12 protein-coding genes are annotated in these 10,435 nt (G+C 68.8%); 1 reads left to right on the forward strand and 11 read right to left on the reverse strand.

Going from position 1 to position 10,435, the window contains the following annotated elements; all coding sequences use genetic code 11:
* Positions 1 to 4: 4 nt before the first annotated feature.
* Genes AC07OQ_RS17930 through msrB form a run of 7 tightly spaced genes read right to left on the reverse strand, consistent with a single transcriptional unit; the run spans position 5 to position 5,862 of the window.
* Positions 5 to 1,228, reverse strand: coding sequence for a glycosyltransferase (locus AC07OQ_RS17930; RefSeq protein ID WP_495054496.1), 1,224 nt, complete (start codon positions 1,226 to 1,228; stop codon positions 5 to 7).
* Positions 1,225 to 2,124 (reverse strand): FkbM family methyltransferase, encoded by a 900-nt coding sequence (locus AC07OQ_RS17935; RefSeq protein WP_495054497.1) that lies wholly within the window; start codon positions 2,122 to 2,124, stop codon positions 1,225 to 1,227. The genes AC07OQ_RS17930 and AC07OQ_RS17935 overlap by 4 nt, the downstream gene beginning before the upstream one ends.
* A complete protein-coding gene (locus AC07OQ_RS17940) occupies positions 2,121 to 3,212 on the reverse strand; it encodes a DegT/DnrJ/EryC1/StrS family aminotransferase (protein WP_495054508.1) in 1,092 nt (363 codons plus the stop codon). Before AC07OQ_RS17940 ends, AC07OQ_RS17935 begins: the two co-directional genes overlap by 4 nt.
* 5 nt (positions 3,213 to 3,217) lie before the next feature.
* Positions 3,218 to 3,802, reverse strand: a complete 585-nt coding sequence (locus tag AC07OQ_RS17945; protein WP_495054498.1) for an acyltransferase — start codon at positions 3,800 to 3,802, stop codon at positions 3,218 to 3,220.
* 2 nt (positions 3,803 to 3,804) lie between these two features.
* Positions 3,805 to 4,860 carry a Gfo/Idh/MocA family protein gene (locus tag AC07OQ_RS17950; protein ID WP_495054499.1) on the reverse strand — a complete coding sequence of 352 codons (1,056 nt, stop codon included), beginning with the start codon at positions 4,858 to 4,860 and terminating at the stop codon, positions 3,805 to 3,807.
* A 43-nt stretch (positions 4,861 to 4,903) separates the two neighbouring features.
* Positions 4,904 to 5,416, reverse strand: a complete 513-nt coding sequence (gene msrA, locus AC07OQ_RS17955; RefSeq protein ID WP_495054500.1) for a peptide-methionine (S)-S-oxide reductase MsrA — start codon at positions 5,414 to 5,416, stop codon at positions 4,904 to 4,906.
* Positions 5,413 to 5,862, reverse strand: coding sequence for a peptide-methionine (R)-S-oxide reductase MsrB (gene msrB / locus AC07OQ_RS17960; RefSeq protein ID WP_495054501.1), 450 nt, complete (start codon positions 5,860 to 5,862; stop codon positions 5,413 to 5,415). The genes msrA and msrB overlap by 4 nt, the downstream gene beginning before the upstream one ends.
* Before the next feature lie 130 nt (positions 5,863 to 5,992).
* On the opposite strand from msrB, the gene lysS reads away from it, so the two are divergent.
* On the forward strand, positions 5,993 to 7,510 hold the full coding sequence (lysS, locus tag AC07OQ_RS17965; RefSeq protein WP_495054502.1) for a lysine--tRNA ligase: 1,518 nt from the start codon (positions 5,993 to 5,995) through the stop codon (positions 7,508 to 7,510).
* A gap of 69 nt (positions 7,511 to 7,579) precedes the next feature.
* Here the strand turns inward: lysS and AC07OQ_RS17970 are convergent, their stop codons facing one another.
* The 4 genes from AC07OQ_RS17970 to AC07OQ_RS17985 form a co-directional block, all read right to left on the reverse strand.
* Positions 7,580 to 7,966 (reverse strand): DUF4148 domain-containing protein, encoded by a 387-nt coding sequence (locus AC07OQ_RS17970; protein WP_495054503.1) that lies wholly within the window; start codon positions 7,964 to 7,966, stop codon positions 7,580 to 7,582.
* Between the two features lie 231 nt (positions 7,967 to 8,197).
* Complete coding sequence (locus tag AC07OQ_RS17975) at positions 8,198 to 8,653, reverse strand: DUF4148 domain-containing protein (RefSeq protein ID WP_495054504.1); 456 nt, start codon at positions 8,651 to 8,653, stop codon at positions 8,198 to 8,200.
* A gap of 176 nt (positions 8,654 to 8,829) precedes the next feature.
* Positions 8,830 to 9,618 carry an enoyl-CoA hydratase gene (locus tag AC07OQ_RS17980; RefSeq protein ID WP_495054505.1) on the reverse strand — a complete coding sequence of 263 codons (789 nt, stop codon included), beginning with the start codon at positions 9,616 to 9,618 and terminating at the stop codon, positions 8,830 to 8,832.
* A 34-nt stretch (positions 9,619 to 9,652) separates the two neighbouring features.
* A partial coding sequence (locus AC07OQ_RS17985; RefSeq protein ID WP_495054506.1) for a DUF3108 domain-containing protein occupies positions 9,653 to 10,435 on the reverse strand: 783 nt, incomplete at its 5' end.

Here is a 10,435-nt window from a genome sequence, read left to right on the forward strand (position 1 = left end):
CCGCTCATGCGGCGCGACGGGCCTGCACGGCCCGCTCGTAGATGGGCTGCAACCGGGCCGCCACGGCCGCCGCACCGAAACGCTCGGCCGCAAGGGCGCGCAGGCGCTCGGCCGGAAACGCGGCCAGATGCTCCAGCAGCCAGGCCATCCCCTGGGCCAGCGCCGCGACGTCCTCGACCGCCACCAGACGCCCGACCTCCGCCGTCACCACCGACTCCGGCCCGCCGCAGCGGGTGGCCAGCACGGGCCGGCCGGCCGCCAGGGCCTCGGCCAGCACCACCCCGAAGGTCTCATGTCGCGACGCCGAGACCAGCGCATCCGCGCCCGCCAAGGCCTGCGGCACCTGGTCCGGATGCAGGGCGCCCAGCCAGCGCACGCGCCCCTCCAGGCCCAGGCTGCGCGACAGCGCCTGCAGCGCAGCGCGCTCGGGTCCGTCGCCAGCGATCTGCAACTCCACCTGCCCGGCCGGCGGATTCCACATCGCCAGGGCCTGCAGCAGCAGGTCGAAGCCCTTCTGAGGCGTCAGCCCGCCGATCGCCAGCAGCACGCGCGGCCGCCCCAGCCGATCCGGGGGCATGGGGACGGCGCTGAAGCGGTCGACATCGACGACATTGGGTACCACCTCTTGGCAGGCCAGCCCCTCGGCCCGAATCGCCGCCGCCAGCGACGGGCTCACGGCCATCACGGTGGCCGCGTCCGCGAAGACCGGGCGCAGCAGATCGGCCACCGCGCCATCCGGCCGGCGCAGCGACGGGAAGGGAAAGGGGCCCATATGCTCGGTCAGCACATAAGGCAGGCCGAACTCCTGCCCCAGCTGGCGGGCGATGTAGCCGGCGGGAAAGCTGACATGGGCATGCAGCAGGTCCACGCGTCCCCAGCGCTGCAGCGCCAGCCGCAGGGCGTCGCGACAGGCCGCCAGCTGGCCGCGCACGCCGCCGCCGCGCCAGCCCAGGTTCCAGGACAGGGCCGGGCGCAACGCGCAGTCGACCCCCTCGATGCGCTCCCAGCGCGCCCCGCGCCGCCCCTGGCCGAGCCGCCATTGCAGGGCACGGACGCTGCGTGCCGGCTCGCGCAAGGACAAGGCCCCGTGATGGTGGCCCCAGCTCGCCACCGCCACCTGCAGCGCCGGCGCGTGGCGCTGCAGCGCGCGCACCTGGTCCAGCACGAAGCGCCCCGCCATCGGCTTGGCCGCGCTGGGGAACCACGAGGGGATGAACAACAGGTTCATCGGTCGGGCAGCGCTCCGGCCGGCACCAGCGCAGCGGGGACGGCCACGATCATCGAATAGAACTGCGCCGGCAGGCTGCGCCGCCACATGAAGCGAAAGCCCTCGCCCCCGAGCAGGCGCAGCAACAGATTCAGCGCCCTGGGGCGCACGTCGGGATAGGGCTGCAGCGTGACGAAGGCGCTGTAGCCGCCGGACCGCAGCAGGTCCAGCGCGGGCGTGCTGCCATCGCGAAACTCGCCGGCGGCCTGCTCCAGCAGGACGATCGGCTGCTCGCTGCGCAACAGCTGCGCCGCGCCGCGCAAAACGCGCGCCTCATGTCCCTCGACATCGATCTTGATCAGCGAGACCGGCGGGCTGCCCGCCAGCTGCCATTGCTCGTCCAGCGTCGACAGCGTGCAGGGCCAGCGCCCCTGGGCAGGCGCCTCGGACACCGAGGCCATGCCCGCGTTGCCGGCCGGCAGGTCGATCCAGGCCGTTCCCGGGCTGTCGGACAGTCCCAGCGCAAAAGGGCGCACCTTGCTCGTCAGCTGTGCGTTCAGCGCGAGCAGCTGAAAGGTCCTGGGGTGCGGTTCAAATGCCCAGACCTCGCTGAAATGCTGGGCGAAGAACAGCGAGTGGTTGCCGATGTTGGCCCCGATGTCCACGCACAGGCCGCGAGCTCGCGAATCCAGCGTCCGCAGCAACTGCCACACGGCGGCCAGTTCCTCGCGCTCGTAGCGGCCGCGCAGATTGATCTGGTGCCCGACCAGGTCGAAGGCATAGGTGGCCACGGCCGGATAGCCCTCGTCCAGCAGGCGTTGCCCCTGCCTCGCCATCAGGCGGCCAAGACCGGCCATCAGCATGCGCTGCAGGACCGGCCAGCCCCGAGCATTGCACTGCCAAGGGTCGAGCTTCATTCCTCCAGCACACGCGCCAGGGCCGCGACGACCAGGTCCTGCTGCGCGAGGCTGAGGTCGGCGCTCATCGGCAGGCTGATCACGCGCTCGGCGGCCGCCTCTGCATGGGGAAAGCTCAGCTCAGGCCGGGCATAGGCGGGCTGGCGGTGCAGCGGCTTCGGGTAATGGATGGCGGTCGGGATGCCGGCCTCGTTGAGCGCTTTCTGCACCTCGGCGCGGCGCTCGGTCAGCATGGTGAACTGGGCCCAGACGCAGTCGCGGTCGTCGCGCACGGCCAGGCGCTGCACCGGCAGGTCGGCCAGCAATTGCTGGTAGCGCGCGCCGATCGCCAGGCGCTGTGCGATCTCCCAGTCGAAGCGCTCGAGCTTGCCCAGCACCACCGCGCATTGCAGGGTGTCCATGCGCCCGCCGACGCCGACGCGGGTATGGGTGTAGCGCGCGCTCTGGCCATGCACGCGGATCTCGCGCGCTCCTTTAGCCAGTGCATCGTCGTCGGTGAACAGCGCGCCGCCGTCGCCATAGCAGCCCAGCGGCTTGCTGGGGAAGAAGCTGGTGGCGCCCCAGGTGCTGAGGCCGCAGCTCTTCCTGCCCTTGTACGTGGCACCGAAGCTCTGCGCCGCGTCCTCGATCACCGGGATGCCGCCATGGCGCGCCGCAATGGCATTGATCTCGTCCATGTCGGCCACCTGGCCATAGAGGCTCACCGGCATGATGGCGCGCGTCTTCGGCGTGATCGCGGCCTCGATCAGGCGCGCATCGACATTGCAGGTGTCGGGCTCGATGTCCACATAGACCGGCACCGCGCCCAGCAGCGCGATCACCTCGACGGTGGCGGCAAAGGTGAAAGGCGTCGTGATGACCTCGTCGCCGGGCTTCAGGTCCAGCGCCAGCAGCGCGATCAGCAGGGCCTCGGTGCCGCTGGCGACCGTGATGCAATGCTTCACGCCCACATGGGCGGCCAGCTTCTCCTCCAGCTCCTTGACCTCGGGGCCCATGATGTACTGGCCATGGTCCAGCACGCGCTGGATGCGCGCGTTGATGTCGTCCCTCAGCGCGGCGTACTGGGCCTTCAGGTCGATGAACGGCAGAGAACTCACAAGCGGCCTTCTTTCACAAGAGTGCAGACCTCGCCATCGAGGCGGTATTCGTCGCCGGTCTGCGGGCATTGCGCGATACCGGCCGCGTCGAAGACCAGGCGTTCGCCGAAACGGCTCATCCAGCCGATGCGCCGCGCCGGCACGCCCACCATCAGCGCGAAGGGTTTGACGTCCTTCTGCACCACGGCACCGGCGCCGACAAAGGCATGCTCGCCGACGGTCGTGCCGCAGACGATGGTGCAGTTGGCGCCCAGGGTGGCGCCCCGCTGCACCAGGGTGCGGCGATATTCGTTCTTGCGCGCCACCGCGGCGCGCGGGTTGTAGACATTGGTGAACACCATGCTCGGGCCGCAGAACACATCGTCCTCCAGCGTCACCGCGTCATAGACCGAGACATTGTTCTGGATGCGCACGTTGTCGCCGATCGCCACGTCGTTGCCGACATAGACGCCCTGCCCCAGCGAGCAGCGCGCGCCGATCTTCGCGCCCGGGCTGACATGGGCGAAATGCCAGACCTTGGTGCCTTCGCCCAGCTGCGCACCTTCGTCGACGATGGCGCTGTCGTGTTTCCAGTAAGCCATGGTCAGAAAACGAGCGGTAAGCCGACGCGCTGGCCGTCGCGCGCGCTGCGGTAGGCCGCGATCAGGATCTCCAGCGAGCGCAGGCCTTCGTAGCCGTCCACCTCGGCATGGGCCTCGCCGCGCAGGGTGCGGATCACGTTGTCGTAGTAGAGCGGGTGGCCGAAGCCGTAGACGCTGCCCGTCTCGTAGCTGGCGCTCTTGATGGCCGCGTCGTCCGGATGCGGCTCGGCAAAGGCCCAGTGCTCGATCTTGTTGACCGCGGTGCCGCCGATCTTGACCGTGCCCTTCTCGCCCAGGATGGTGATCGAGCCTTCCAGGTTCTGCGGGAAGGTCAGCATCGTGACGTTGATCGAACCCAGGCCGCCATGGCGCAGGCGCACGCTCAGCACGCCGGTATCCTCGGCCTCGATGTCGCGCGCCAGGGTGGCGGTGTAGGCATGGACCGAATCGACCGGCCCGACCAGCCAGTCCAGCAGGTCCACATAGTGGCTGGCCTGGTTCATGAAGGCGCCGCCGTCCAGATCCCAGCGGCCGCGCCAGGGCGCCGCGTCGTAATAGCTCTGCGGCCGGGTCCAGAACACGTTCACCGTGCTCATGTAGATGCGGCCGAAGCGGCCCTCGTCGATGGCCTTCTTGACCAGCTGCACCGTGGTGTTCAGGCGGTTCTGCTTGACGACAAAGAGCTTGACGCCGGCGTCGCGGCAGGCGCGCACCATGGCCTGGCCTTCCTCGAACTTGGTGGCCATCGGCTTCTCGGTCAGCACATGGCGGCCGGCCGCCGCCACCTGGACGGCCTGCTGCGAATGCAGGCCGCTGGGCGTGGCCAGCACCACCACATCGGGCGCGACATCGCTGGCCAGCAGGGCGCCCAGCGAGTCGAAGGCCGCGGCCCCGGTGGCCTGGGCGAATTCGCCCAGTGCCTGGGCACGCTTGTCGCACACGGCCACCAGCTCGGCCCGGCCCTGGTGCGCCCGGATCGCCTCCACATGGTTCTTGGCAATGCGGCCACAGCCCACCAGGGCGAAGCGTATGGGTCGATCGAGGATAGGTAAGGGCATGATGGGCGGGATTCTACGGGCCCGCCCCGGCCGCCTGGGCCTGCTACGCCGCGCCGCGGCGCGGCAGCTTCCAGCCGGGCCGCGCGAAATGGCAGGTGTAGCCGTCGGGCCGGTGCAGCAGATAGTCCTGATGCTCCGGCTCCGCCTCCCAGAAGGTCGGCGCCGGCACCAGCTCGGTCACCACCTTGCCCGGCCACAGGCCGGACGCGTCCACATCGGCGATGGTGTCCAGCGCCACCTGGCGCTGGGCCTCGCTGGTGTAGAAGATGGCCGAGCGGTAGCTGCTGCCCAGGTCGTTGCCCTGGCGGTCGCGGGTGCTGGGGTCGTGGATCTGGAAGAAGAACTCCAGCAGCTCGCGATAGCTCAGGCGCTCGGGATCGAACACCAGCTCCAGCGCCTCGGCATGGCCGGGATGGTTGCGGTAGGTGGGCTTGTCGTTGCTGCCGCCGGTATAGCCGACGCGCGAGCTCTGCACGCCGGGCATCTTGCGCAGCAGGTCCTGCATGCCCCAGAAGCAGCCCCCGGCGAGGATTGCGGTTTCGGTTGTCTTGCTCATGCCTCGTCCTCCAGGGTCTTCAGGTAGTCGCCATAGCCCTCGGCCGCCATTTGGTCCTTGGGAATGAAGCGCAGCGAGGCCGAGTTGATGCAGTAGCGCAGGCCGCCCAGGGCGCGCGGGCCGTCGTTGAAGACATGGCCCAGATGGCTGTCGCCATGCACCGAGCGCACCTCGGTGCGGATCATGCCGTGGCTGCGGTCGCTGATCTCGTTGATATTGGTGGCCACCGGGCGGGCGAAGGCCGGCCAGCCGCAGCCCGAGTCGAACTTGTCGGCCGACGAGAACAGCGGCTCGCCGGACACGATGTCCACATAGAGCCCGGGCTCGAAATGGTGGTCGTACTCGCCGGTGCCCGGCGCCTCGGTGCCGCTCTGCTGGGTCACGCGGTACTGCTCCGGCGTCAGCCGAGCCAGCGCTTCCTCGGTCTTGCGATAGGCCTTCGTCATCGTTTGCTCCTGGGTCTTGGGTAGATAGAGGATTTGGTGACTGTCAGTCGTTTTCCAAGCCCCTCCCCTTACAGCGCCCAGCGGTACGTGGGTCTCTCGCTAAAATCGGCCCAACTTCAGTGAACCGACGATGACCCAGCCCAACCCCGCTTCCACCGCGCCCGCCGCTTCCGACGAGAACCAGCTGATCACCGAGCGCCGCGAGAAGCTGGCCGCCCTGCGCGCCAAGACCGCGGTCCCCTTCCCCAACGATTTCAAGCCCCAGCACCGCGCCCTTCCCCTGGTCCAGCAATACGGCGAGCTAGCCAACGAGGAGCTGGAGCCCCAGGGCGTGGCCGTCAGCGTGGCCGGCCGCCTGATGCTCAAGCGCATCATGGGCAAGGCCAGCTTCGGCACCCTGCAGGACGCCACCGGCCGCCTCCAGCTCTTCGTCACCAAGGACGGCGTCGGCGAAGAGAGCTACGACGCCTTCAAGCACCTGGACCTGGGCGACATCGTCGGCGCCGAGGGCACCCTGTTCAAGACCAAGACCGGCGAGCTGTCGGTGCGCGTCTCCAATCTGCGCCTGCTGACCAAGAGCCTGCGCCCGCTGCCCGACAAGTTCCACGGCATGACGGACCAGGAGCAGAAGTATCGCCAGCGCTATGTCGACCTGATCACCGACGAGGACGCGCGCAAGCGCTTCGTCGCCCGCTCCAAGGCCGTCTCCTCGATCCGCAGCTTCATGGTGGACAACGGCTTCCTGGAGGTCGAGACGCCGATGCTGCACCCGATCCCCGGCGGCGCCAATGCCAAGCCCTTCACCACCCACCACAACGCGCTGGACCAGGAGATGTTCCTGCGCATCGCGCCCGAGCTTTATCTGAAGCGCCTGGTGGTGGGCGGCTTCGAGCGCGTGTTCGAGATCAACCGCAACTTCCGCAACGAAGGCATCTCGGTCCGGCACAACCCCGAGTTCACGATGATGGAGTTCTATGCGGCCTTCTGGACGCACCATGATCTGATGGACTTCACCGAGGCCGTGCTGCGCCATGCCGCGATCGCCGCCACCGGCAGCGCCGCCATCAGCTACGCCGGCAAGCCGGTGCATCTGGACCAGCCCTTCGCCCGCCTGTCGGTGCGCGATTCGCTGATCGCCCATGCCGGCCTGACGGCCGCGCAGGCCGATGACGCCGAGGTGCTGCGCGCCGAGCTGAAGAAGCATGGCGAGGAAGCGCCCAAGCATTGGAAGCTGCCCGAGCTGCAGTTCGGCATGTTCGAGGCCGTCGTCGAGGAAAAACTCTGGCAGCCGACCTTCATCATCGACTATCCGGTCGAGGTTTCGCCGCTGGCCCGCGCCTCGGACAGCAACCCGGCCATCACCGAGCGCTTCGAGCTCTTCATCACCGGCCGCGAATACGCCAACGGCTTCTCCGAGCTGAACGACGCCGAGGACCAGGCCGCGCGCTTCCAGGCCCAGGTGGCCAACAAGGATGCCGGCGACGAGGAGGCGATGTTCTTCGACGCCGACTTCATCCGCGCGCTGGAATACGGCATGCCGCCGACCGGCGGCTGCGGTATCGGCATCGACCGCCTGATGATGCTGATCACCGACTCGCCCAGCATCCGCGACGTGATCCTGTTCCCCGCGCTGCGCCGCGAGGCCTGAAACCGGCGGCCGGCGGACGTGAACGAAAAAAGCGGCCCGTGGGCCGCTTTTTGTTGGGCGTCGCCGCGCTTATTGGCCGCGCTTGGCTTCGCCGGCCAGGACCGGGGTCGCATGACCGGCCGGCGGGTTGATGGCCGCCAGGTGCGAGTAGCCACCGTAGCCGTTGACGGCATCCAGCTCGCCGTTGGCGCGGGCGCGCTGCAGTTCCGCCACCACCTCGGCACGGGTCTTGCCGGAACCGGCGGACAGCGCCTGCGGGCGGGTCGTGCGGGCCTGCACGGGCGCCACGACCGCGGCGCGGCCAAAGGCATCGGGGTTCTCGCTGTTCTGCAGCACCAGCTCGCCGCTGTCGCGGGCACGCTGCAGCTCGGCGATCACCTGTTCGCGGCTCGGGCCATCGGCCATGGCGGCACCGGCGGCCAGGAGGGCGAGGGCGACAACGGTCAGCTTCTTCATGATCAGGTCCTTTCAGTGATGGCCTTGAGGGTGTTGCGGACCGCGCGGTCCGCGTCCTGTCCATGGCTCAAACTGTAGAAACCGGAGCGCGATAGAAAAATGGGCAATCCGAAGATGGTCCATTCGCGAAACCAGAAGAATCGGCGGCGCAGACGCCCGTCCCCGGACGACGACAAGGGCGGCCGAAGCCGCCCTCCCTGTCAACCTTCGGTCGTGCAAACCGGCAGGCGCTTACTGGGCGCCCTTGGGCTGGCCGGCCAGGCGCTCGGCCGAGCTCTTGCCGGATTGCAGCTGCGCGATCAGCGCGGCATGGCCGGGGTTGTTGCTGTTCAGCACGGCCAGTTCGCCGTTGGCGCGGGCACGCTCCAGCTCGGCCCGCACCTCGGCGCGGCTCTTGGTCGAGCGGGCGTTCGGCACGAACTGGCCATAGCTTTCGCTGTCGATGCGGGCGATCTCGCCGCTGGCACGGGCGCGCTGCAACTCGGCCACCACGGCGCTGCGGGTGGTGTTGGACCGGGTGTCCACCAGGCGGCCGAAGGCTTCCGGATTCTCGGTGTTCCACACGGCCAGTTCGCCGGCATTGCGGGCGCGCTCGAGATCGGCGACCACTTGCTCGCGGGTCAGGCCCTGGGCCATCGCGGCACCGGCGGCCAGCAGGGACAGGGCAATCACAGACAGCTTCTTCATGATGAGTTCCTTGGTGTTGGTGGACTGGACCGTACGGAGCGGCTGCTCGCGTCCTGTCCATGGCCGCTACTGTAAAAACTCACCGACAAGTTAAAAACTAGCCAACCATGAATGAAGCGTTCAAGAAATAAGAAGAATCCCTGACAGCATCCACCCTCACGAACCCATTTGTGCGATCAGCGGTGCTTGAAGGCCGGCCCGCGCTTGTTGATGAAGGCATCCATGCCCTCGCGCTGGTCCTCGCTGCCGAACAGGGCATGGAAGTAGCGCCGTTCGACCTTGACCCCGTCGGTCAGCGGCCCCTGGTAGGCCAGGTTCACCAGTTCCTTGATCAGCATCACCGAGGGGCCGCTGAAGCCGTTGATGGTCTCGGCCGCGGCCAGCGCCTCCTCCAGCAGCTTGTCCGCCGGCACCACGCGCGAGACCTGGCCGGTGCGCTCGGCCTCGGCCGCATCCATCATGCGGGCGGTCAGCAGCATGTCCATGGCCTTGCTCTTGCCCACCGCGCGCGGCAGGCGCTGGGTCCCGCCGGCGCCGGGGATGATGCCCAGCTTGATCTCGGGCTGGCCGAACTTGGCCGTCTCGGCCGCGATGATGAAGTCGCACATCATCGCCAGCTCGCAGCCGCCGCCCAGCGCGAAGCCGGCCACCGCGGCGATCACCGGCTTCCTGACCTGCAGGATGGTTTCCCAGTTCTTCGAGATCAGGCCGCTCTTGAAGGCGCTCATGAAATTGTGCGGCGCCATCGTCGGGATGTCGGCGCCGGCCGCGAAGGCGCGCTCGGAGCCGGTCAGCACGATGCAGCCGATGCCGTCGTCGGCATCGAAGGCCAAGAGGGCCCGGCCCAGCTCGTCCATCAGCTGGTCGTTCAGCGCGTTCAGCTGCTTGGGGCGGTTCAGCGTGATCAGGCCGGTCTTGCGCTCGCCATCGCCGCGCACGTCGGTCAGGATGCACTCGTAGCTCATCGGGGGTCTCCTCGGTTTGTGTTCGGGGCCAACTTTACTGCGCCGCCTGCAGCGGCGCGGACTTCAGCGTCATGTCCAGATAGTTCTGCTCGTCCTGCACGATGCGCAGGCGCACCGGCAGGTACTGCAGCGCGGGCGCCACCCAGACCTCGGCGCTCAGGTCGCTGCTGCGCGCCGGACGGTCCACCCGCGGGACCAGATGCCAGGCGTCCAGCGGCCCCATCGGCGTCTGCAGCCGCTCCTCGCCCAGCACCTCGTAGCGCCAGCCGTAGAGCCGGCGCGGCAGGGCCAGCGGCATCTCGATCAGCCGCCCCGCGCGCAGCGCCTCGCGGCCGGTCAGGAACAGCCATGTCAGCTGCACGAACTGGCTGGCGGCATCCTGCACGCCGGCCGGCAGCGCCTGCGGCGCGCCCTGCGGCAGCCGCAACAGGCGCGCCTCGCGCTCGAACCGGATGGTGGCCTGCCGGCGCTCGCGCAGCAGCACCTTGGTCTCCTCGTCATAGCGCTCGGGCGCGATGCCCTCGGGCGTCAGCACGCCGTCGCTGCTCATGCGCCGGCTGATCAGCGGGCCGATGTCGATGTCCAGATGCACCTGGTAGCGCCGCCCCTGCCGTATCCACTGCACCTGCGCCGTGCCGCTGACCGGCCCGCGGTAGTTGCCGGTCAGCGTGTAGCCGAGCTGGGTGGACAGCGGCCACTCCGGCCCGGGTTCCGCGGCCGAAGCGGCCGCCGCGCTGGCAGGCGGATCGGCCGCCGCCAGTTGGGACGCGGGCTCTTGCGGCGCCGATGCGGCGGCCTGCGACGGCTGGGTTTCCGG

The sequence above is a fragment of the Roseateles sp. GW821-FHT09B06 genome, from assembly GCF_059418245.1.

What these genes read in the sequence shown, in the direction of transcription:
- AC07OQ_RS17930 (WP_495054496.1), bottom strand. Translation starts at nt 1,228, where the DNA reads ATGAACCTGTTGTTCATCCCCTCGTGGTTCCCCAGCGCGGCCAAGCCG.
- AC07OQ_RS17935 (WP_495054497.1), bottom strand. Translation starts at nt 2,124, where the DNA reads ATGAAGCTCGACCCTTGGCAGTGCAATGCTCGGGGCTGGCCGGTCCTG.
- AC07OQ_RS17945 (WP_495054498.1), bottom strand. Translation starts at nt 3,802, where the DNA reads ATGGCTTACTGGAAACACGACAGCGCCATCGTCGACGAAGGTGCGCAG.
- AC07OQ_RS17950 (WP_495054499.1), bottom strand. Translation starts at nt 4,860, where the DNA reads ATGCCCTTACCTATCCTCGATCGACCCATACGCTTCGCCCTGGTGGGC.
- msrA (WP_495054500.1), bottom strand. Translation starts at nt 5,416, where the DNA reads ATGAGCAAGACAACCGAAACCGCAATCCTCGCCGGGGGCTGCTTCTGG.
- msrB (WP_495054501.1), bottom strand. Translation starts at nt 5,862, where the DNA reads ATGACGAAGGCCTATCGCAAGACCGAGGAAGCGCTGGCTCGGCTGACG.
- lysS (WP_495054502.1), top strand. Translation starts at nt 5,993, where the DNA reads ATGACCCAGCCCAACCCCGCTTCCACCGCGCCCGCCGCTTCCGACGAG.
- AC07OQ_RS17970 (WP_495054503.1), bottom strand. Translation starts at nt 7,966, where the DNA reads ATGAAGAAGCTGACCGTTGTCGCCCTCGCCCTCCTGGCCGCCGGTGCC.
- AC07OQ_RS17975 (WP_495054504.1), bottom strand. Translation starts at nt 8,653, where the DNA reads ATGAAGAAGCTGTCTGTGATTGCCCTGTCCCTGCTGGCCGCCGGTGCC.
- AC07OQ_RS17980 (WP_495054505.1), bottom strand. Translation starts at nt 9,618, where the DNA reads ATGAGCTACGAGTGCATCCTGACCGACGTGCGCGGCGATGGCGAGCGC.